Source organism: Eudoraea algarum, assembly GCF_050589645.1.
In the GTDB taxonomy this organism is placed as follows: domain Bacteria; phylum Bacteroidota; class Bacteroidia; order Flavobacteriales; family Flavobacteriaceae; genus JBNGOQ01.
This window is the reverse complement of sequence record NZ_JBNGOQ010000003.1, coordinates 733,730-757,347: the sequence shown is the minus strand read 5'-3', so window position 1 is coordinate 757,347 and position 23,618 is coordinate 733,730. Positions and strand designations below refer to the sequence as shown.

Sequence of the window (23,618 nt, the reverse complement as noted above, 5' to 3'; positions counted from 1 at the left end):
GTAATAAGTGGGCGAATATAGGAACAGGCGGTTTAGAATTCTATTGCCCCCTACTTTTCCGCCTTGCAATAAATGCAATGTAATTCATTCTTATTCAGACAATTGCATTTACTTTTGGCGTTTTTGAGTTGTAGTACGGACCGAATTCTGTACAAATTGAGAAATTCCTTGTTTTGAAGCCAATTTTACAATGATTTAAGTCATGTTTATGCCTCTTTTTGGCACCTACTTTTGTAACTCACTTAAAACGTAACACCATGAAAAAAACAGTAATCTCAGGATTAATAATGCTCTTTGGTTGGGCACACTTTGTGCAGGCCCAAGAGGCACCAAGTACAGATAGTGATTATAGCAAATGGCAAATTCGCCTTCGGGGAATTGTGGTAAGTCCGGACGAGGGGGCCTCCATAGAAACCATAGGAGGGGATGCGGATATTTCCACCACTTTCGTGCCGGAATTGGACTTTACCTATTTTTTTACGGAAAACTGGGCGGCAGAACTTATTTTGGCGACCACCAAGCACGATGTTGAAGCTGTGGGAACAACCGCAGGGGATATTGACCTGGGCGAGGTCTGGTTGTTGCCGCCCACTTTAACGGGCCAGTACCATTTCACCGGTGGTGATCTGGTGCCCTACCTGGGCGCGGGTGTAAATCTGACGCTTTTTTACGGAGTGGATGAAGGACCTGTAGCCGATGACGTAGATTACGATACGGCCCTCGGTTTTGCACTTCAGGGCGGATTTGATTTTATGCTCAACGATACCTGGTTCTTGAATGTAGACATCAAAAAATTGTTCCTGAATACGGATGCCACCGTCAATGCCACCTCCGCTTTGGGGGCGACCGTGACGGCCGACGTGGATATCAACCCCTGGATATTTGGATTTGGCGTGGGTGTAAAACTATAATCGTAGTGATTTCCCCATCCCCTGGAGTGCAAAATGCCGTTCCAGGGGATTTGCATTTGGGGAGGATGTAGTATGGTTGATGGTTGGTGGCTGACGGTTGACGGCTGGTGGCTGGTGGTTGATGGTTGATGGTTGATGGTTGATGGTTGATGGTTGATGGTTGATGGTTGATGGTTGATGGTTAGACAATATCCTTTTTGAGCTATAGTATTCGGGTCCCAAGTCCTAAATTCGAATAACCAAGGTATTAGCGAAAAGAGAATAGGCAATAGCGAATAGAATTCATAACTCAATACCGCCAACTTCTTACTGCCACTTTCTTTACTACCCTTCCGTCCCCGACACCCGCTTTGCTCGGTCGGGGCCACCTTCCCTTAACAAAGGGAAGGAGCTTCTTCGAACTACGAATGATGAATTTCGAATGACGGGGGTTGGCCTTGTATTTAACACTTAAAACTTAGAACTGAGCGCTGCTGATTATCATGCACCGCGCAACGCGCCAAGCATAATGTCAACTATCACCTTCTTTTGTCATTCCGAGCCTGCGAGGAATCTCCGACCCCATCGCCCAACGAGCGAAGAGTGAATAGGGAATAGGGAATAGGGAATAGGGAATAGGGAATAGAATTCATAATTCATCAACTCATAACTCATCACCCATACCCAACACAGAGAGCTGCCAACTGTCCACCTATTGTTTTTAATTGTAATGGATTCCGCACTAAATGCGGAATGACAGATCAAACCAAAATTTTGGCCTTCGATATTCGTAATTCATCAATTATCAACACTAAAGTGCTCTCAAGCCACTGCTAATTGTTCATTGTCAACATACACCGTCCGCGTGCCGCAGAAGCTTGTGTCTCCACTAAAGTTTCGACGACATATGGATAGTAAAGGCGTAAGCCTTGGCGCAGGTGTGCCAACTGCTAACCGCCTACTATACTGCATCGAGCAACGCGCCATGCGCCCAGCGAAATGCCCACTGTTTCGGGTTATTGATAATTGTCCACTGCCAACTGCTTACTGCCCTATATACTGCACCGCGCAACGCGCCATGCGCCCAGCGAAATGCCTACTGTTTCGTGGTTATTGATAATTGTTCATTGTTTACTGTGAACTGCTTACTGCCAACTGATAACTCTTCACTATAAACGTTGTTTAAAACGTAAGAACAAAGGAAGTACCCTGAAATGGGGCGGAACGGACCTCCAAATTCCCGCCGTGCAAGTGCATGATCTGTTTTGAAAGGCTTAAACCAATCCCGGTCCCTTCTTTTTTGGTGGTAAAAAAAGGCACGAAAATCTCATCGAGAAGCTCCACAGGTATCCCTGGACCGTTATCGCTTAACTCAATGTATTTCTCTCCCTGAGCCGTGGATCCGGCTACCATCGCAATCCTGCCATTAGCATCATCCCGTAAGGCCTGAAGGGCATTTTTGGAGAGGTTTACCAGTACCTGGGTCAACTGTCTCTCATCCCCATAAAATTCTAGGTCCACTGGGTTACAGGAAACGGTAAATTGCAACTTGTTTTTGGCAATCTCCTCTGCCATTAGGATCTGCACCTTGTTCAAAAGTGCGTTGGCCTTTATGATCGACTTGTCGGGAGCCGGAACGTTTAGAAGGCTTCTGTATGATTGTACGAACTCCATTAGATCCGTGCCCTGTTTTTTGATTACCTCCAGGCCCTTCACCGTATTCTCCACGTGCGACTTACCAAAGGAGTCCACTGGTACCAGGCCTTTTTCTGTTTTAAAATAATTGAGTATGGACCCGGAAATAGAAGTGATTGGGGTTATCGTATTCATAATCTCATGGGTAAGGACCCGTATTAGGCGTACCCAGGAATCGGTTTCCTTTTCCTCGAGCTCCTTGTGAATATCATGCGCCACTACCAACAAAAGATCTTGTTCATTCAGGGTGAGGGCAGTTGATTTTAAAGCCAGTTGTCTTCGTTCCCGTTCATTGGTCAATTGAATTAGCCTGCGGTCAAAGGGTTTTAGCTGGGCAAAAAGCGCATACAGTTTTTTATCTACTTGATCTAGTTGCTTTATGTGGTTTAATGGTGAATAGTTCAACAAACGCTCCATCGTGGGATTTGCAAAAAGGATATGCCCCTTAGCATTGAAGGTCAGGATACCAATAGTGGTTTGTTTAAGAATTTCCTGATAAAATTGTTCCTGTTCCTGTTTCTTTAAATGTACCTCCTGTATCAGTTCATTTACGCGATTGAGGCTGTGATTTAATTTTTCAAACGATTTTATCAAGTCTTTCTCAGGGAAGCGCAATGTAAAATCCTCGTTACGTATAGCGTCAAAGAAATAGGCAATCTTACGGTTGGTATGATTTACGTAGCGGACCATGCCCACAGACTGCACAACAAATAGTAGCAACAGCAGCGCAAATGGAAAATAGTGCTTCGTAAAAAAAAGATACGAAAAAACCATTGCCGTCAGGGCAAGTGCGACTATCCTGACAACCATCTGCATGTAGAAGTTTCTACTGATCATCGACTTTTCGTTTTTTCATTTTATTATATAGGGTCTGTCTGGAAACCCCCAACTGCTCGGCAGCGGCGCTGTAGTTTCCATCGTGTTGGTCCAACGCCTTCAGGATCATCCAATGCTCCATTTCGTCCAAGGTCTTCGGACCGGTTTCAAAGGACGTAGGAATTTTGGAATGCAGTAGAAAATCCGCCGGTTTCAACACATTGCCTTCGCAAAGGATTACTGCACGTTCCATGGTATGCTGTAATTCCCGTATATTGCCCGGCCAAGAATACTGTTTAAGCTTTTCTTGGGCAGCCTGATTAATGCGCAGTCCGGGTTTATCGTATTTGTAAGTGTAACGCTTCAAATAAAAATCGGCCAGTACCAGGATGTCATCACCCCGTTCCCTCAAAGGGGGTACTTCCACGTGTATGGTGTTTATCCTGTAAAGCAAATCCTCCCTGAAAAGTCCGTCTGCGACCATCTTTTCCAAATTACAGTTGGTGGCACAGACCAATCGGATATCCACATTGTGCGGTTGGTTGGACCCGACCCTCACGATGGATCTGTTTTGAATGGCTGATAGCAGTTTGGCCTGTGCAGGTAAGGAAAGGTTGCCTATTTCATCCAAAAAAAGTGTGCCTTCATGAGCGGCTTCAAACTTTCCTATCCGGTCTTCCTTGGCATCGGTAAAAGCGCCCTTTTGATGCCCGAACAGTTCACTTTCCAGCAAGCTCTCCGAGATGGAACCCATATCCACCCCAATGAAAACCTCGTTTTTTCGCCTTGAGGTCCTATGCAATTCCCTGGCTATGAGCTCTTTTCCAGTGCCATTTTCACCGGTAATCAACACATTGACATCCGTTCTTCCCACTTTTCGCACCAAATTCAGTACTGCCGCAAGCGCCTTGGAATTCCCAATGATCGCATTCTTGTCATCATTGATCACTTGCTTAAGGCTGCTTTCTTTCTTTTTTAATTGGTTAATTTCCTTTCGGGACTGACGCAACTGGTAGGCCGACTTTACCGTCGCCAATAATTTTTCATTGTTCCAGGGTTTCAGCACAAAATCGGCCGCACCTTCTTTTAAGGCCTTAACCGCTAAGTCTACTGCCCCATAGGCCGTCATCATGATTACCGAGGTATGCGGTGACCGCTTTTGGATCTCCTTTAGCCAAAAGAGTCCCTCATTGCCCGAGTTTACACCCGCCGAAAAATTCATATCCAAAAGCACCAGGTCCAGTTCCGTAATATTGGGAAAGGAAGAAATCTGATTCGGATTAAATAAGGTCACAACACTTTTAAACTCAAACTGCAATAGGATTTCCAGCGCACTAAGCACGCTTTTATTGTCATCTATTACTAAAACCTTGGCATCTATCATGTCGGCTGTTTTTAAACCGTTGTGGTAAAGCTACAAAGTGTGGCCTAATTGACATAGGGATTGTAAAATTATTGGACAGTATTTGTACAAATATTTTACAAAAAGAAAATGTTTTTTCAGTTTTTTCATTCTAATACATTGGAAATCAATTAATTATTATTATGGCACAACAATAGCTCCTAGTTTGGCATACCAAATAAAATACATTGAGAAAGATTCTTTGCATAGTCCTTTTATCCGTTTCGGCAAACTTGGCCTCCCAGGAGACCTGGACCTTGAGCGAATGTGTTAGTTATGCCTTGGGGCATAACCTTCAATTGAACGATTTTCAGTACAGTCTACGTTCCGATAAGGAGACCTACCGGCAGTCCATCCGTGATTTATTGCCCAACATTTTTGCCACTTCGGACTACAATATCCGTTTTGGACGGTCTATTGACCCCAACGACAACAGCATCATAAATATCGACTTCTTTTCCAACAACTACTCGCTCCAAGCCAATATGGACCTGTTCCGGGGCTTTCAAAAAATCAATGCGATCAAGGCCTCTAAGTTTTTATACCAGGCCACGCAGGAGGAAACCCAGCAACAAAAATACCTTCTGGCCTTTCGGGTCATGACCGCCTTTTACAACATCCTGTTCTTTGAAGGCCTGGTCGATATCTCAAAGGAACAGTTGGTGGTATCGCAAGCGAATTACGACTTGGTAAAAAAACAGATTGAATTGGGCCTCAAGGCCGGTGCCGATCTGTATGAAGCAGAATCAGTTTTGCTGACCGATAAATTGAACCTCACCCAAAGCATCAACCAATTGGCAGCGGCCAAACTTGGGCTTGTTCAGGAAATGAACCTGGAGAACGCAACGGACATTGCGGTGCAAGCAGAACTTGTAGGCTTGTCAGAACCCACCGAAACCCCAAGCATGCAATCGGATACGATATTTACAAAGGCCATAGGCTTTATGCCCATCATCAAAGCACAACAACTCCGGACCAAAGCGGCAAAAAAACAAGTGGCCGTAGCGCGGGGAAACATGTATCCCTCCCTGTCCCTATTTGCCGGATATGGAACGGGCTACTTTGAAACCACGACGGATTCCTTGGGTACCACTATTCCCTTTAGGGACCAGTTCAGAGACAATACCTTTCAATTTATTGGGGTTTCACTGAACATCCCGATCAGCAATGGGTTGTCTGCCCGATCCAGGGTAAAACAGCAGAAAATTGCCCTGATGCGGGCACAGAACAATCTGGATCTACAGGAACAGGAACTGTACCAGACCATTCAACAATTGGTACAGGAATACAATGCATTTCAAGTGGAATACGAACAAAGTACCCAAAAGATGGAAGCACAGAACTTGGCTTTTACTATCGCCCAAAAAAGATATGAAAAGGGCCTGATCAACACCATGGAGCTGTTTACGGCCAAAAATTTGTTCGCCAGTGCCCAAAACGAGAATTTACAGGTACGCCTGCGCATGGAAGTCAATAGGAGTACACTTGATTTTTACCAGGGACTCCCCATTTTTAATATTAATTAGAACGAAGTACGCTATAATGGACATACAATTAGAAAAGAAAAAAGGACTACGGCCAAAACACTATGGCTATATTGCCATAGGACTATTATTGCTGTTCGTGGGGTGGAAGTTGGTTTTCGGCACGGCCATGGCAACTTTTAGAACGGATAAGGACCGACTCTCCATCTCAGAGGTTACCCAAGGAAAATTTGATGATTATATTACGATCAACGGTTATGTAGCACCAATTGCAACCATTTATATGGACGCCTACGAAGGTGGTAGGGTCTTGGAAAAGTTGATTGAGGAGGGTGCAACGGTAAAAAAGGGAGATATCATTTTAAAGTTGGAGAATCGTGGGCTCTATGAGCAAATACTGGCCAGCGAAAACAATCTGGCCTTGAAACAGAACGATTTACGTTCCACCAAGCTGACCTTCGATTCACGGCAGGTGGAAGGGAGAAAGGACCTGGTTTCGGCCAAATACGATCTACAGAAATTAGAGCGCAATTATCAACAGAACGAGGCCCTCTACCAAGACGAGCTGATTTCCAAGGAGGCCTATCTGACCTCTAAGGAAAATTACGAACTTTCCAAAAGTCAGTACGAAATCATTAAGGTGCAAACCGAGCAGGACGATCAGCTCCGTAAGACCTCCCTGAGCGAGCTGGATTCCGATCTGGCCCGAATGCGAAAAACGCTCTCCATGGTCTACGAAAGGATAGATCACCTCAACGTAAGGGCTCCCGCAGATGGGCAATTGGGCTTTCTGGATGCAGAAATAGGTCAGAGCATTGCACAAGGCGAACGTATAGGACAGATCAACGTGCTCACCGACTACAAAATTGAGGCCGATATAGACGAGCATTATATAGATCGCGTAAAGCGAGACCTTACCGCGGTATTGGAACGGAACGATCAGGAATACCCCTTACGGCTGCGAAAGGTATATCCAGAAGTGCGCAATGGCAAATTCCGCGTAGATTTGGTTTTTACCGATGACAAACCTGTAACCATTCGTACCGGACAGAGTTATATTATTAAGCTGCAGTTGGGAGAATCCAATGATGCCCTCCTGGTTCCCAAAGGAAGCTTCTTTCAGAGCACCGGAGGACAATGGATCTTTGTGGTGGACAAAGCTGGAGGACAGGCCCTGAAAAGACCGATAAGAATTGGGAAGCAGAATTCCAGATTTTATGAGGTACTCGAAGGGCTAGAACCTGGCGAACAGGTAATAACGAGCAATTATGACAGTTTTGGGGATGCGGAAAGGATCGTGCTTAAATAATTATGAACTAATGAATTATGAATCCTAGATGATCAAAGGACATCTTTCACCTATAAAAACAGTAACAGAGCGCAGATACCAATAGTCTATAATATAAAACAAGAAAACAATCAAAAAATGATACAGATACAGGACCTTAAAAAGAGCTTTAGAACCGAAGAAGTGGAGACCCTTGCCTTGAACAAGGTAAACCTTAACGTGGCCGAAGGCGAATTTGTGGCCATAATGGGGCCCTCTGGCTGTGGTAAATCGACCCTTTTGAACATCATTGGCATGCTAGACAACCCAACGGAAGGGCGCTACCAATTTGCAGGGCACGAGGTTGGAGGCTTAAAAGAACGGCAACGTACCCAATTGCGAAAAGGCAACTTGGGCTTTGTCTTCCAGAGTTTTAACCTGATCGATGAACTCACGGTCTACGAAAATGTGGAACTTCCGTTGATCTACCTAAAAATGAGCAAAGGAGAACGCAAGAAGAAGGTACAAGCCGTCCTTGAACGCATGAAAATCTCCCACAGGGAAAAACATTTTCCCCAGCAGCTATCCGGAGGTCAACAACAGCGCGTAGCCATTTCCAGGGCCGTAGTGACCCATCCGAAACTCATTTTGGCGGATGAGCCCACGGGGAACCTGGATTCCAAAAATGGGATCGAGGTCATGAACCTGTTGACCGAATTGAACCAGGAAGGAACCACCATCATTATGGTAACCCACTCCGACAGGGATTCGCATTATGCACATAGGATCGTAAACCTGTTTGATGGGCAGATCGTTACTGAAAGCCAGAACAAACCTATGGGCGCCATGATCTCTTAATTTAACATTCATCATCAAAAAACAACGTCATGCTCAGGAACTACCTAAAAATAGCTTGGAGGAATCTAATCAAGAACAAAGTGTACTCTGCTATAAATATTGGTGGTCTTGCCATTGGTATTTGTGCTTGCTTGCTTATTTTACAATACGTAAGTTTTGAACTTAGTTATGAGGATTTCCATACTAAAAAGGACCGTGTTTACAGGGTACAGCAAGATCGATATGACAATGGAAAGCTTTCTACCCAATGGGCTGCGGGGGCCTATGCTGTTGGCACGGCATTCAAGGAAGCCATTCCAGAGATAGAGGACTATGTGAAAGTTGTACCTGCCGGCGACCTTATCGTAAACGTGGCCAATACGCCTTTGAAAATTGATAAGGTCTTTTTTGCGCATACCTCCTTTTTCAGCATCTTTTCCTATCCCTTGATCCATGGTGATTTGGAAACCGTCTTGGATGAACCCAATACGGCTGCAATTTCGGAGACCACCGCGCTACAAATCTTTGGAACCCGGGAGGTCATTGGTAAAACCGTACAGGTGAGTGGCGGCTTGGCCTATAAAATTACCGGCGTGTTCAAGGATATGCCCGTAAACACCCAGTTGAAACCCAAGTTTTTGGCTTCATATCCCACTTTTTTGCAGTTAAGAGGCGATGATCAACCGGATACAAACTGGGTTTGGGATGGTTGCCTTACCTACCTTTTGTTGCGCGAAAATGTACCTCCGGAACAGGTAGAGGCCAAGTTCCCGCCCATAGTTGAAGAAAACGTGGGAGAGCTAATGAAACAGTTCAACGCCTCGGTCACCTATTACTTGCAGCCCCTGACCGATATACACCTCTATTCCAACTATATGGAAGAGCCAGCGCCCAATGGAGATGCCAAGACCGTATATCTGCTGTTGGGTATTGCCTTTTTTATTATCATAATCGCTTGGGTAAACTATATCAACTTGGCGACCGCCAGGGCCATTGGAAGGGCCAGGGAGGTGGGCGTAAGGAAATCGGTGGGCTCACAGCGAAGACAACTGATCGTACAATTCTTCTTTGAGTCGGCCTTGTTCAACGGACTGGCTCTGGTTGTGGCAATCGCCATTATGATATTGGTCCTTCCCGCCTTCAATCAGATATCCGGGCAACCGGTATCCTATACCTTGTTCACGACCGCCAATTTTTGGTGGGGACTTTCGGCCCTCTTCGTTGTTGGTGTGGTTTTATCTGGATCTTATCCGGCCTTCGTATTGTCCAGTTTTAGACCTGTTGAAGTCCTCAAAGGCAAGATGGTCGGCACAAAACAAGGGGCCTTGTTGCGAAAATCCTTGGTAGTGCTTCAATTCGCCGCCTCGCTTTTTTTATTAATCGGCTCGCTGGTAGTCTACCAGCAAATACAGTTTATGCGGAATCAAGCCTTGGGTATAAACATTGATCAAACGCTGGTCATCAAACCACCTATCGAGGCGGATTCTACCTTCTCCAATCAAAAGAAAGCCTTGAAGGCGTCCTTATTACAATATCCCGCTGTCAAAAAAATCGCGGTGTCCTCCACCGTTCCGGGAGAAGGTGGTGGAATCAACGCTGGAGGCATTCGGTTGGTGAACCAGGACGTATCGCATCAAAAGCAATATCGGTTCATGCGGGTAGACTATGATTTTGTTGATCTCTTTGGGGTAAAACTGATTGCAGGACGTAGCTTTTCAAAGGATTTTGGAGCCGATAAGGGCGCCGTAATCTTCAACAGGCTGGGAATAAAACAACTGGGCTTTGATCAGCCAGAAGAGGCCATCGGGAAACAAATAGAATTTTGGGGAGACCAATATACCGTGGTCGGCGTTGTTGAGGATTTTCACCAACAATCCCTTAGGCAAGCCTATGAACCGCTGATCCTATGTCTGGTCCCCGATGTCTATGGCTATTTCTCGCTAAGAACCAGTACAGGTCAGATTTCCGAAACCATAGCCCAGGTGCGCTCGGAATGGGATACTTTTTTTCCGGGCAACACCTTTGAATACTTTTTCCTGGATGACCATTTCAATGCGCAGTACAAAGCAGATCACCGATTTGGTCAGGTCTTCGGGTTGTTTACGGTACTGGCCATATTTGTGGCCTGCCTAGGGCTCTTTGGACTGGCATCCTTTACCACCTTGCAGCGGACCAAGGAAATAGGCATCAGAAAAGTCCTTGGGGCATCGGCCCGGGGGATCCTAAAACTATTGTACAGGGAATTTGCCCTTTTGCTAGTGGTGGCCTTTATCATTGCAGTTCCCCTGGCCTGGTTTATGGCCAACAACTGGTTGCAAGCTTACGCTTTTCGAATTGATATCCACTGGACATTCTTTGTTTGGCCATTTATTGCTGTCGCCGTAGTGGCGGTACTAACCGTAAGTTTTCAATCCGTAAAGGCGTGTCTGGCAAACCCAGTAACAAGCTTACGAACAGAATAATCATCAACTTATCCCAAGAACCCGATAGCTATCGGACGGGATCAAAAAACGAATCATGTTAAAGAACTATATCAAATTCGGTTGGAGGAACCTCATGAAAAACAGGGGGTACTTTCTCATCAATGTGTTTGGACTGTCCCTGGCCCTGACCATTTCTTTCTCCATGCTCCTTTGGGTGCACGATGAATACAAGATGGACAAGTTCCATGAAAAAGATGACCAGCTCTTTCGGGTAAAACGTACCATTCCTCTGGAGGCAGGGGTCCTGGATGTGTACGAGAGCGTGTCCTATCCGTTGCTAAAAACGGCCGCGGAACACCTTCCCGAAATTGAAAAATACATGACCCTAGGGCGCTCTTTTGACGATAATCTAACGGTCGAAAACATCGATCACCGTGCGCGGGGAACCTTCGCGAATGCCAACTTTTTCTCGGCTTTTTCCTATCCGGTATTACAGGGCGATATTTCCCAGTTGGATGAAAAGATGGAGGCTCTGGCCATATCCGAAAGTCTGGCCAAACGGTTTTGGGGGGAGCAGTGGACCACCAAGGCCCTGGGCAGTGTAGTCCATATTCACGACAATGGGGACTATACCGTAGAGGCGGTGTTTGCCGACTTCCCCGAGCAATCTTCTATCCAAAACGATTTCTACTACGGTTTCAACAGATTCCTAAGTGAAAACGACTGGATGCTCGGATGGGCCAACAACGGTATGCAAGGTGCCTTTCTGTTACGTCCGGATGCCGATCCGCTACAAGTAGCGGCCAAGGTAAATACCCTGTTCCAGTCCCATATTGAAGGGGAACACAAAGAAGGGGCCTTTTTCCAAAAATTTTCGGATGCCTATCTCTATGGCCAGTTCGATGAAAAGGCACAGGTAAGTGGCGGGCGTATAGAATATGTTCGCATATTTACCATTGCAGCCATTTTTCTGCTTCTTATTTCCTGTATCAATTTTATAAATTTGTCCACCGCCTATGCCACCAAGCGTGCCGGGGAAATTGGGGTCCGTAAGGTCGTTGGGGCTCGAAAAAACATGCTTATCGGCCAGTTTTTGACAGAAACCGCACTTATTACCTCCATTTCCTTCATAACGGCCTATATCTTTACACTCCTGCTTTTACCGGGAATCAACGCTTTTACGGAAAAGCAGATGAGTATTGATCTTTCCCAACCAGGTATCTGGCTGGGCATCTTGGGGGTATACCTCTTTACCACTTTGTTGTCCGGGGCCTATCCCGCATTGGTCATTTCTTCCTTTAAACCCATTAGGGCATTGAAAGGACAGGGGCAGGAGAAAAAGAAGACCATTTCGTTACGCAAGGGGCTCGTGGTACTGCAGTTTGGGCTCACCATTCTCCTTATCGTCTCGGCCATTGTGGTGCGTTTACAGATCAACTACATCCACAGCAAAGACCTTGGACTGTCCAAGGACCACCTGGTCTATATCCACCAGGACAAAAAGCTCACCACAAATTATGAAGTCCTTCGTAACGAATTGCGATCGGCCGAGGCCATAGAAGATGTTACCCTGGCAGGGCCTTCTCCCTTGGATATGGGAGCTTCATCGAGTGGTATCGTATGGCCCGGCAAGACCCTTGATCAGGGAAACATAGAATTCTCACTGCTCTGGACGGCCTATAATTTTCCCGAAGTTTTTAACATCCCCATCACCAAAGGCGTTTACTATCGGGAAGGTACCCGCGATACCCTAAGTATTGTGGTGAACCAAAAGGCGCTTGACATTATGGACCTCAAAGATCCCGTGGGGAAAAGCATCGAGGTCTGGGGAAAACCACGACAGATCGTAGGCGTCTTGAAAGATTTCCACAACCGATCGCTCTATGAACCTATTCAGCCCGCCATCTTCTTCCTGGACCCCGAAGATGCCGGAATGATGTTCGTAAAACTAAAAGCAGGCAGGACCAAGGATGCTCTCGCCGCATTGGGAACCACCTTTAACAAGGTATTGCCCGATGTTCCCCTGCACTACGATTTTGTAGATCAACAGTACGCGGCACAATACAAAAGTGAAGCCATTACCGGTACGCTTACCTACTACTTTGCATTCATTTCCATTCTCATTTCCTGCCTGGGCCTCTTTGGACTGGCCACCTTTATGGCCAAACAACGCACCAAGGAAATCGGGATCCGTAAGGTACTGGGGGCGAGCATTGGTAACATTACGACCTTAATCTCCAAGGATTTCCTAAAATTGGTCCTGGTGTCCATTTTGATCGCCAGTCCTATCGCCTATTACTTTATGTTCATCTGGCTCCAGGATTTTAGCTTTAGAATCGAAATTTCCTGGTGGATATTTGCCCTTACCGGTTTTGCCACCATGATTATTGCTCTGTTGACCATCAGTTTTCAAACTATAAAATCGGCGGTCGTAAATCCCGTGGACAGTCTTCGGACGGAATAAGGTCTCATAGGGTCCAAAAATACCTGTACAGCACAAATGAAATGATGAAATTATGTTAAAGAACTATATCAAAATCGCCTGGCGGAATTTTATCCGTCATAAGTGGTATTCGCTTTTGAATGTGGGCGGACTGGCTATTGGAATGGCCTGTAGCATCCTAATACTTCTTTGGGTACAAAACGAAACGAGCTATGATAGCTTCCACACCAATGCTGATGAGATCTACAGACTTACCGCCGATGCAGGGAACGATTTTAGAGCGGCCGTGAGTCCGGCCGGGATGATCGCGCAACTGCCCGATGAAATACCAGAAATAAAGTCGAGCGTACGAATGAGCGCCCCTTTCGAGGCCTTGATCGAGATAGGAGACCAAAAGTTCAAGGAAGCGCCTATTTTTTATGCCGACACCAATTTTCTGGACGTATTTACCTTTCCCCTGATCCATGGAAATCCCAATACGGCCCTTTCACGGCCCGATGGCCTACTGATTACGGCGTCTACGGCAAAGAAGTTCTTTGGTACTGAAAAAGCGCTGGGCAAGACCCTAAAGGTAGACCATAGGGATACCTTTACCGTTACCGGGGTTTTGGCCGATGTCCCCCCCAACTCGCACCTACAATTCAACACAATAATACCCATGACCCACCTGGCGAAGGTCGATAACGACCTGATCAACAAGGTCTGGGACAGCTTTAATTTTTACGGGTACCTCCAGTTCGAAAAGGGAAGTATTAGCGCACCGGCAAGTCTGGCCAGTGCGGTTGAAAAAATCAACAAGGCCTACACCGACCGAATCACTGAATTTGAGATTACTTTTGACCTACAAGCCCTAAAGGATATCCATTTGCATTCCGATCTGCAAATTGATGTGCCGGGCCATGGAAACATTCAATACGTAAATATCTTCTTTATCGTAGCCTTTATCATTCTGATCGTGGCTTGCATCAATTATATGAATCTTGCTACGGCGCGGTCCACAAGAAGAGCCAAGGAAGTAGGACTGCGAAAGGTCATCGGTGCCGATCGCCGACAACTGGTACTGCAATTTTTGGGCGAATCCGTACTGATTTCCTTCTTTTCACTGGCTATCGCCATAGGCTTGGTGTACCTGTTATTACCCTCCTTCAACGATCTTGCGCAAAAACAGTTGGTGTTTCACATTTGGGACGTTGGTGTTTGGGTGGCTTTGATTTTGATAGCCTTGCTTACCGGTCTCCTTTCTGGCAGTTATCCGGCCTTGTTCCTTTCGGGCTTTAAACCTATCAAGGTCTTGAAGGGAAGAATGAAGCTGGCCAATTATTCATTGTTTTTCCGCAATGGCTTGGTCGTTACCCAATTTGTCGTTTCCGTACTCCTGCTTATTGGAACCACTGTTATCTATAAACAACTACATTTTATCAAGAATAAAAACCTGGGATTTGAAAAAAGCAATTTGCTGTACATTCCCATGGAAGGCGAAATATGGGGCAAGCAACAAGCCCTAAAGACCGCTTTGGACCAAAATCCCTTGACTAGTGATTATTCCATTGTTTCGGACCTTCCAACCAATCTTATCACAGGGGACTTTGATCTGCAATGGGATGGAAAAGACCCTAATTCCCAGACCCTGTTTCCCAATATTTCCATTGACGAAAGTTTTATCGATGTGTTTAAAATGGAGATGCTGAGCGGTAGGGGGTTTTCAAAGGCCTTTCCATCGGACAGCATCAATTATATGATCAACGAGAAAGCCGCCAAAACAATGGACATGGATATCCATGAGGCAGTAGGGAAAAGTTTGACCTTTCGGGGCACCAAGGGAACAATCATCGGTGTATTAAAGGATTTCAACTACAAGCCGCTGCAATACGCCATAGAGCCCCTCTTATTGCGGTTAAATCGCCGTGGTGGCACCGTAGTGGTGCGTACCGCTCCAGGCCGCACGGAAAGTACCATTACCGCCTTGGAAAAGATATATAGAACGCTAAATCCTTCCTATCCCCCGGTCTACAACTTTGTGGACGCCGACCTGGATGCGCAATACCAGGGAGAACAACAAATGGGCGCAATCTTTAACCTGTTTGCCCTGCTGGCCATTTTTATTTCTTGTCTGGGGCTCTATGGTCTATCCGCATTTATGACGGAACAACGCTTTAAGGAAATAGGGATTCGAAAGGTTCTGGGAGCCAGTGTCCTACGATTGACCAACATGCTTTCCAAGGATTTTTTGAAAATGGTCGTCATCGCCTTTGTCATAGCCATACCGGTATCGTGGTACCTAGCGGATTGGTGGCTGCAGGACTATGCCTTTCATATCAATATACAGTGGTGGATGTTTGCTTTGGCCGGTTTTGCGGTCTTTTTCATCGCACTCACCACAGTTAGCTATCAAAGCATCAGAGCTGCCAATGCGAACCCCGTAAAAAGTTTACAGACCGAATAGGCCACCGTTACAGGCGGGCAGCACAATGAAAATAACAAATGAAAAAACAAGATCATGTTTAAGAATTATATCAAAATAGCCTATAGGAATTTACTAAAGAACAAAGCCTATTCGGCCATAAATATTGGAGGGCTTGCTTTAGGGATGGCCGTTACGCTCATCATAGGTCTTTGGGTGGAAGACGAACTTACCCATAACGATTATTTTAAAAACCGCGAGCGCATTGCTCAGGTGTACCAGTCCCAGACCTTTAACGGGAACACGGGCACTGGCCCGGCAATTCCTAGACCACTGGAAAAAGCCTTGCGTGAAGGCTATCAGGACAACTTTGAGCACATCGTGATGTCGTCCTGGAACTTTTCACAGTATTTGAAATACAAGGATATCAGCATCTCCAGGGAAGGTAGCTCAATGAAACGCCCCGCCCCGGAAATGTTGGATTTAGATATCCTTAAGGGGGAACGCGACGGCTTACGAGAGGTAAATTCCATTATGCTTTCCGAAAGTACGGCAGCCGATCTTTTTGGTTCGGAAGCCCCCATTGGCAAAGTGGTTAAGCTAAACAGCCAGTACGATATGATGGTGACCAGCGTTTATAGGGATATCCCCTTCAACAATTCTTTTAAGGACCTCAACTTCATCATTCCATGGGCACACTACATCACTACCCAGGACTGGTTAAAGGAAGCGGAGGACAATTGGGGCAACAACTCCTTTCAACTTTTTGTGCAGATTGCCGATAACACCACCATGGACAGGGTAACCTCTGTCATCAAGAACGTAAAAAATGATCTGAACGAGGAGACTCGGGAATTTAATCCGCAGTTGTTTCTATTGCCCATGAAAGATTGGCATCTGCGCTCCAACTTCGAAAACGGCAAGCAGGTAGGGGGCAGAATACAATATGTGTGGTTGTTTGCCATTATCGGTGCCTTTGTGCTGCTCTTGGCCTGTATCAACTTTATGAACCTCAGTACGGCCAGGTCCGAAAAACGGGCCAAGGAAGTGGGCATCCGCAAATCTGTGGGTTCCCAAAGAAGGCAGTTGATCAAGCAATTCCTGAGCGAGTCCTTTTTAGTAGTGGTCCTGGCCTATGTGGTCGCCCTCATTTTTGTTTTGTTGTCGCTCAACGGTTTTAACGAATTGGCCAAAAAGGACATTGCTTTCCCATGGGGCAGCCCCTTTTTCTGGGGCAGTTCGGTCATTTTTATCCTGTTTACCGCGATGCTTTCGGGCAGTTATCCGGCCCTCTATCTGTCCTCTTTTAAACCCGTTGATGTGTTAAAGGGCACCTTGCGGGCGGGCCGATTTGCCGCTACGCCCAGAAAGGTGCTCGTAGTAATTCAGTTCACGGTCTCGGTGGCTTTTATCATCGGTACGGTACTCATTATGCAACAGATTTACCATACCAAAAACCGCCCCGTAGGGTATGACAAGGAAGGGCTGGTCCAAATTCCCACCTTCAGCCAGGATTTTATCGGCAAGTATGACCTTATGAGGAGCGAGTTCCTCGCTTCTGGCGCTGTGGTGGAAATGTCTACCTCCAGTAGCCCCACCACCAACATATGGTCTAATATGAGTGGGTTCACCTGGGAGGGCAAACCCGATGGGTTCCAGGAAGATTTTGCATGGACGGAGGTCTCGCACGACTATGCCAAATCGCTCAATCTCAAAATACTGAAGGGTCGGGATTTTTCAAAAGAACTTGCCACCGATTCCAATGCGGTACTCATCAACAGGACAGCGGCAAAATACATGGGCATACCCGATCCTGTGGGCAAATACATCAAGGATTCTGACGAGGAAGATCCGAGAGATCCCCTTTTGATCATCGGTGTGGTAGAGGACATGATCGCACAATCGCCCTACGATCCTGTAAAACAGGCGCTCTATGTTTTTGATAAGGAAGGGGAATCTAACTTCTACAATCTAAGGCTGAACCCGAAAAAAAGTGCGGGCCAAAACCTGGAGATTATTGAAGGAGTGTTTAAGGAACACTTTCCCGACCTGCCCTTTCAATATCAATTTGTAGACGAGCAGTACGGGGCCAAGTTCGAGTCCGAGGAACGGATCGCCAGTTTGGCAGGGGTCTTTACCGCTTTGGCTATTTTGATCAGCTGTTTGGGACTTTTTGGCCTTACCTCCTTTGTGGCCGAAAGGCGTACCAAGGAAATCGGTGTCCGGAAGGTATTGGGGGCCACCGTTTTCAACGTTTGGCAAATGCTCTCCAAGGACTTCCTGTTCCTGGTCGTCTTTTCATGTTTTATCGCAGTTCCTATTGCCTATTATGTGATGAATGGGTGGTTGCAGGGTTATGAATATCGAATAGACCTGTCCTGGTGGATCTTTGGCCTGGCCATTATCGGTGCCCTGCTAATCACACTCTTGACAGTGAGCTTTCAAGCCATCAAGGCAGCGAGGGCCAATCCCGTAAAAAGTTTACGGACAGAATAAACATCAATCATCAAAAATGAACAATCATGTGGTCTAATTTTGTCAAAATCGCCCACCGAAAGTTATGGAAGCAAAAGGGTAGTTCCTTTACCAAGTTATTTAGTCTCTCCGTAGGGATTGTAAGCCTTTTTTATATCGGGATCTACATGCACCAGGAGTTGGCTTTCGATACCTTTCACAGAAACTACGAACGAATCGTAAAGATCAATACCTCCATAATGTCTCCTACCGGCGATCTTTCTTTGGGACTGACCGCCGCACCGCTAGGACCTTATCTAAGTAGCGTTGCTCCCGAGGTGGAAGCCTTGGCCAGAATAAACAAGGAATACGGCAGCCATTCGATCCGGAAGGGCGAACGGCTATTTTCGGAGAGCGAAAATATCTTCTATGCCGATCCGGGATTCTTTACGCTTTTTGATTTTGATCTAGTAAGTGGAAACAAGAACACTGCACTGGACGGACCCAACAAGGTGATCATTACCGAACGCATGGCCCAAAAATATTTTAGCTCAACGGATGTCCTGAACAAGGTGCTGTACTACGACGACAAACCCTTTACCGTTTCCGGGCTGATCCAAAAGATGCCCGCCCGTACACACCTGCAGTTCGATTTCCTGATTTCCATGGCCACCTTCTTTGCCAAGAGCGACCCAAATGCTGCCCAAAATTGGACATGGCTTCCCATGAACACCTATCTCCTTCTCAACAAAAGGGAGCAGATTGCACAACTGGAAGACAGGTTAAAGACCATACCCCAATACCTGGAAGAAAACCAAACCAATGATCGGTATTCTGCTTCCTTGGAGCCCTTGGACGGATTGCACTTTAGTGCGCCCAAATTGGGGGAATTGGGGCCCAAAGGAAAACGATCCGACCTTTATTTGCTCCTGGCTATTGGTATTATGATCTTGCTCCTGGCCATTTCCAACTTTATCAACCTCACTACGGCCCAGGTGGATGTACAGGGCAAGGAAGTTTCTGTAAAAAAGACCATCGGTGCCTCAAAAAAGGACATTTTTAAGCAGTTTTTCGCGGAATCCTTGCTCCTGACTTCCCTGGCCACCGTGCTCTCCGTGGGAGGGATTCTGGGCTCAGTTCCCTACTTTGGACATTTTATGGGTGCGGAGTTCAATATCGAATTCCTATTGCACCCGATTACGTTTATTTTACTCCCCCTGGTCCCCTTGGTCCTGTCCTTATTGGGAGGTATCTACCCGGCCCTGAAGTTCTCCAATATCGCTTCGGTGCCCGTGCTGAAATCGAAGGAAACAAAATATACATGGCTAAACACGAGAAGCTCGTTGTTGGTCTTTCAATTTTCCATTACCAGTGCCTTGATTATTGGTTCGCTCCTTATTTTGAAACAATTGAATTTTATGCAAGATCAGGAGTTGGGCATAGACATGGAACAGAAAATAGTGTTGGATTACGGCCCCAACTCCGGTATTGGAAACGCTTTTGAGGCCCTAAAGGAAGAGCTGGGCGCTGTTCCAGGGGTAAATCGTATTTCCTTTAGCTCCCATGTACCTGGACAGGTACCCAACGGGGTGTCTACCCAAATAAGGGATGTCAAGGGGCGTACGAGCAATGGGGAGATCAACCTTAACCTTGTGGACCAAGATTTTATCAAAAACTATGGCCTGCAGGTGGTAGCGGGGCGCGATTTTAGAAAAGGTGAAAACGATCTAACCACTTCCCTGATCCTCAATGAAGCCGCGGTAAAGGCATTTGGTTACGAAAACCCTATGGATATTCTGGGTGCTTCCTTTGAGCAATGGGGCGGAAACGGCACGGTGATCGGCGTGGTAAAGGATTTTAACTATATGTCGCTACACGAGGATGTGGGCTTGCTGTCCTTAAAGATTTGGCCGCAACAATTCATGAAGATTACCATGCAGTTGGGCAAGCAGAATTTTGAGGAAACCCTTCAAAATTTAAAAAGCAAATGGGCCTCCCTGTATCCCAATATCCCGTTCACCTATTATTTTGCGGATGATCATTTCAGGGCGCAGTACGATAAGGACAAACAGTTTGCGGGCGTCGTTAGCTTGTTTACCGTAGTCTCCGTTTGTATGGGTATTTTGGGACTGATCGCCTATGCCACCTTTTGGTGTGCACGGAGGAGAAAGGAAATGTCCATCCGGAAAGTATTGGGTGCCCAAGTACCCCTGCTGATCTGGAAACTGTACAAGGGATTTAGCATTCCTGTGTTGATCGGTTTTATGATTGCCGTACCCGTAGCCTATTATCTGGGTGCCCAATGGCTGGAACAGTTTGCCTTTCGGTTCCAAATCCGTTGGCATTTCTTTGCCTTGCCCCTGCTTCTTCTACTGGTGTTCGTATGGATGGCGGTGGGGATGCAGACCCTGCAAGTAGTACAGGCCAACCCGGTGGACAATTTGAAGGAAGAATGAAAAATGTATTAATTTTCCCGTTTTTACGGGTTCAAAATAAAAAAAATGCTCTTACAACTAAACCATATTTTTAAATGGGTCAACTCGGGCGGGCAGCGTATTTTCCTGCTCAAGGATATTAACCTTAACGTGGCCGAAGGCGAGTTCATTTCCGTCATGGGGCCCTCGGGATCTGGGAAATCTACGCTACTCAACGTCATCGGCATGTTGGATACCTTTGATGAAGGCACCTATGATTTTCTGGATACCTCAGTGCACAATTTAAGGGAAAAGCACCGGGCCAATCTCTATAAGGAATATATTGGCTTTGTTTTCCAATCCTATCATTTACTGGACGAACTTACCGTAAAGGAGAACCTGGAAATGCCGCTCCTGTACAAAAAACACCGGTCGTCGGAACGCAAGGCCCTAGTGGCCGACATGTTGGATCGTTTTAATATGGTCGCAAAAAAAGACCTCTTTCCAGCCCAACTCAGTGGGGGCCAACAACAATTGGTGGGCGTGGCCCGGGCCTTGATCGCGAGCCCCAAGCTTATCCTTGCGGATGAGCCCACTGGAAACTTGAACTCCGAGCAAGGCGAGGAGATCATGGAACAATTTAAACAATTGAACAAGGAGGGCGTAACCATCATCCAAGTGACACATTCGGAGAAAAATGCAGCCTATGGCAAACGCATCATCAAGTTATTGGACGGACGAATGGTCTAAAGCCCAGCTAAAGCTGATATTTCCTGTTTTTTTATGAAGATGATTTCACTGGAACCACCCCATGCAGATCAGATGAAAGGTGTTCTCGCTGCCATTCTTCGGAAGCAGCTGAAAAGCCCATATTTGAAAATAGGGGCATCCCCTGCTCCTTTTCATAGGCTTCCAGGTCCCAAGATTTTGTAAATACGGCACGTACCATCAGTTTCAAGGCCTTTAGTTTGTTCGTGAAGGTCTGTTTGGCCATAGGATGGGGCAACAGATACGTCCTGACCAAGGTTTCAAAGTCGTCCGCTTCCTTGCCCACGATGTCCCTTACTACCGAAGTGGGAGCGTTTTGGGACCAAACCTTAGCATGATGGCCTTCTTTTATGTAGTACCGCACCTGCGAGGCATCCCGTTTTGGCAAGCCACTGGCCTTCATCACCTTTAGGATCATTTTTTCCGAGAGCTGGGCGACCTTTACTTTTCTTTTTAGCACGTTGGATATAATCTGGGCCATTTGCTGCGCACTAAGTACTTCTTTCCCAGTGACCCGGTAGGTTTTATCCCGATGGGCCGCCGGATCGTTCAAAATATGCGCGGCTACCTGTCCAATGTCTTCATTGGAGGGTGGGGCATTTTCACCAAAGTCCGGGAGCATCCCAAATTGTGCGAGGGGTTCGGGAGTCAGGAAATAGACAAAACCGAAAAGCCCGGGATTCAGGATGGTCAAATTCAATGCACTGCGTTTGAACATATCATCTACCAACCAATGTTCTTTGGTATACACGGAATAGTGGGTGTTGGAACTGAGCCATTGCGTAAGGAGGACCACATGATCCACCTGGGAATCCCCTAGGGCAGATAGAAACACGGAACCTTGAAACAGCAGGTTGGGGTAGGTTGGAACAAAATATACCCGATCAATCCCTATTAGAGACTTTCTTACGTCCCTAATATCCAGAATATTCCCTACGAAAATCTCCGCGCCCATACGTTTAAGTTGGGTGGCTTTTTCGGAATTTGGATTGCGGACAAAGGCCCTTACCTCTACACCCAACCGGAGTAATTCCAGAGCGGTGGGAAATCCCGTATTTCCATTGGCGGCCGTAATCAATACTTTTGTTTTCATAAATTCTTGTTTTATAGGTCAATGACCTTCGGTGACCCTTGAAATTCGTCCATGAACTGCATAAAGTGCCTCACCACCTCTTGGGGTTTGTCCATATGCACATAGTGTCCGGCCCTATCGATAATCTGGAGCTTGGCATTGGGCAGTTTCTCTTCAATTTCGTGACCGAGTTGTAAATGGATAAAGCGATCGTGTTTGCCCCAAAGAATAAGGGTGGGAACGTTCAGCTCGTGCGCTCGCCTTTCAAAACGTTTCTGCTGCTCCCTAAAATTCTGAAAGTAGGATTTGAATGCTATTTGGGTGCTTTTGTTTCGGCCATCCCTTAAAAATGCTTCCTGAATTTCCCTGGGAATAGTGTGTCCTTTATAGAATCCTTTGTGATAGGCTATTTGTGCCGAAATTTTGGGAAACCATTCGATAAGCGCTTTCGCCCGTATAGAACCTTTCCTTGCAAAACTCTTTAATTCCCAAGAATTGTATTGGGGCCTTGGGAAAGGAATTCCATCCATGACCACAAGTTTTGATACCCTACCGGGATGCTCAAGTCCTACTATAAAAGCGGGCAATAACCCTATATCCGTTGCCATTAGTGCGGCCTTCGAAATCTGCATCGTGTCCATAAAATCTACAACGACCTTGGCGAAAAAAGAGGAGGTATACGCTTCTGCCCGTGGTAACGGCTCACTACCCCCAAAGCCTGGCCAATCTATAGCCAATAGGTGATAGTCACCGGCCAGGTGTGGAGCTACATCGTACCAGGCCTGTAAATTCTCCGGAACCCCGTGCAATAGTACCACCGTCGGGTTTGAACGCTGGCCCAGTTCCGCATACTGGATCTTGAGATCCAGCTTCTTTAACCGTACTGTTTTCGTATCAAGCAGTCGGTTTTGTTTTGTGTAATGATCTGTTTCCATTGTTTAGATTTTTACTGTGCTAGGTTTTCTATCGTTTCTGCATCCACGCCCCTAGGTAGCACATCAGAAAGGGCATTATGGGGAATACCACTACGGAGACCACGAGGTACACCGTAATCATAAGTGCCACCTTGGGATCTAGAAGGTGCATGGGGAAAAGTTGTTTCAATAACCAACTCATGGCCAAAATCATTGGATAAACTGTTGTGGCGGTCACTAAGACCTGTTTCCAATAGACCGGCCTTATCATTGGGGGGTTTTCAATTTTTTTCCCCTGCGTCGTTTGTTCCATTGCTTTCATAGTAAAGCGTCCATTG

Annotated in this window: 15 protein-coding genes; 10 read left to right on the top strand and 5 right to left on the bottom strand. The window is 46.3% G+C overall.

Annotated elements, in window-relative coordinates:
• The first annotated feature begins 257 nt into the window (after window positions 1–257).
• On the top strand, window positions 258–911 hold the full coding sequence (locus ACRD67_RS14155) for an OmpW/AlkL family protein (RefSeq protein ID WP_430967859.1): 654 nt from the start codon (window positions 258–260) through the stop codon (window positions 909–911).
• Window positions 912–2,072: 1,161 nt separating this feature from the next.
• Here the strand turns inward: ACRD67_RS14155 and ACRD67_RS14150 are convergent.
• Together ACRD67_RS14150 and ACRD67_RS14145 are read right to left on the bottom strand one after the other, a co-directional pair.
• Entirely contained in the window at window positions 2,073–3,422 is a 1,350-nt protein-coding gene (locus ACRD67_RS14150; RefSeq protein ID WP_430967858.1) for a sensor histidine kinase, read from the bottom strand.
• Entirely contained in the window at window positions 3,412–4,785 is a 1,374-nt protein-coding gene (locus ACRD67_RS14145; RefSeq protein ID WP_430967857.1) for a sigma-54-dependent transcriptional regulator, read from the bottom strand. Before ACRD67_RS14145 ends, ACRD67_RS14150 begins: the two co-directional genes overlap by 11 nt.
• Before the next feature lie 206 nt (window positions 4,786–4,991).
• On the opposite strand from ACRD67_RS14145, the gene ACRD67_RS14140 reads away from it, so the two are divergent.
• The 9 genes from ACRD67_RS14140 to ACRD67_RS14100 all read left to right on the top strand — a co-directional run bounded on the left by ACRD67_RS14140 (window position 4,992) and on the right by ACRD67_RS14100 (window position 21,276).
• On the top strand, window positions 4,992–6,329 hold the full coding sequence (locus ACRD67_RS14140; RefSeq protein WP_430967856.1) for a TolC family protein: 1,338 nt from the start codon (window positions 4,992–4,994) through the stop codon (window positions 6,327–6,329).
• A 16-nt stretch (window positions 6,330–6,345) separates the two neighbouring features.
• Entirely contained in the window at window positions 6,346–7,596 is a 1,251-nt protein-coding gene (locus ACRD67_RS14135) for an efflux RND transporter periplasmic adaptor subunit (protein ID WP_430967855.1), read from the top strand.
• Between the two features lie 117 nt (window positions 7,597–7,713).
• Window positions 7,714–8,412: an ABC transporter ATP-binding protein gene (locus tag ACRD67_RS14130; RefSeq protein ID WP_430967854.1), complete on the top strand. Its 699-nt coding sequence runs from the start codon at window positions 7,714–7,716 to the stop codon at window positions 8,410–8,412.
• A 29-nt stretch (window positions 8,413–8,441) separates the two neighbouring features.
• Complete coding sequence (locus ACRD67_RS14125; RefSeq protein ID WP_430967853.1) at window positions 8,442–10,853, top strand: ABC transporter permease; 2,412 nt, start codon at window positions 8,442–8,444, stop codon at window positions 10,851–10,853.
• 55 nt (window positions 10,854–10,908) lie between these two features.
• Window positions 10,909–13,278 (top strand): FtsX-like permease family protein, encoded by a 2,370-nt coding sequence (locus ACRD67_RS14120; RefSeq protein WP_430967852.1) that lies wholly within the window; start codon window positions 10,909–10,911, stop codon window positions 13,276–13,278.
• A gap of 52 nt (window positions 13,279–13,330) precedes the next feature.
• A complete protein-coding gene (locus ACRD67_RS14115; RefSeq protein WP_430967851.1) occupies window positions 13,331–15,700 on the top strand; it encodes an ABC transporter permease in 2,370 nt (789 codons plus the stop codon).
• Window positions 15,701–15,754: 54 nt separating this feature from the next.
• Window positions 15,755–18,154 (top strand): ABC transporter permease, encoded by a 2,400-nt coding sequence (locus tag ACRD67_RS14110; protein WP_430967850.1) that lies wholly within the window; start codon window positions 15,755–15,757, stop codon window positions 18,152–18,154.
• Between the two features lie 26 nt (window positions 18,155–18,180).
• The gene (locus ACRD67_RS14105) at window positions 18,181–20,568 is read left to right on the top strand and encodes an ABC transporter permease (RefSeq protein WP_430967849.1); all 2,388 of its coding nucleotides are present in this window, start codon (window positions 18,181–18,183) and stop codon (window positions 20,566–20,568) included.
• A 45-nt stretch (window positions 20,569–20,613) separates the two neighbouring features.
• Complete coding sequence (locus ACRD67_RS14100) at window positions 20,614–21,276, top strand: ABC transporter ATP-binding protein (protein ID WP_430967848.1); 663 nt, start codon at window positions 20,614–20,616, stop codon at window positions 21,274–21,276.
• Window positions 21,277–21,307: 31 nt separating this feature from the next.
• On the opposite strand, the gene ACRD67_RS14095 is transcribed toward ACRD67_RS14100, so the two are convergent.
• From ACRD67_RS14095 to ACRD67_RS14085, 3 genes are read right to left on the bottom strand one after another with little or no spacing between them, the layout of a single operon-like run.
• Entirely contained in the window at window positions 21,308–22,387 is a 1,080-nt protein-coding gene (locus ACRD67_RS14095; protein WP_430967847.1) for an NmrA family NAD(P)-binding protein, read from the bottom strand.
• 11 nt (window positions 22,388–22,398) lie between these two features.
• Window positions 22,399–23,301, bottom strand: a complete 903-nt coding sequence (locus ACRD67_RS14090; protein ID WP_430967846.1) for an alpha/beta fold hydrolase — start codon at window positions 23,299–23,301, stop codon at window positions 22,399–22,401.
• 28 nt (window positions 23,302–23,329) lie between these two features.
• Entirely contained in the window at window positions 23,330–23,593 is a 264-nt protein-coding gene (locus ACRD67_RS14085; protein WP_430967845.1) for a putative antibiotic biosynthesis monooxygenase, read from the bottom strand.
• Window positions 23,594–23,618 lie beyond the last annotated feature (25 nt).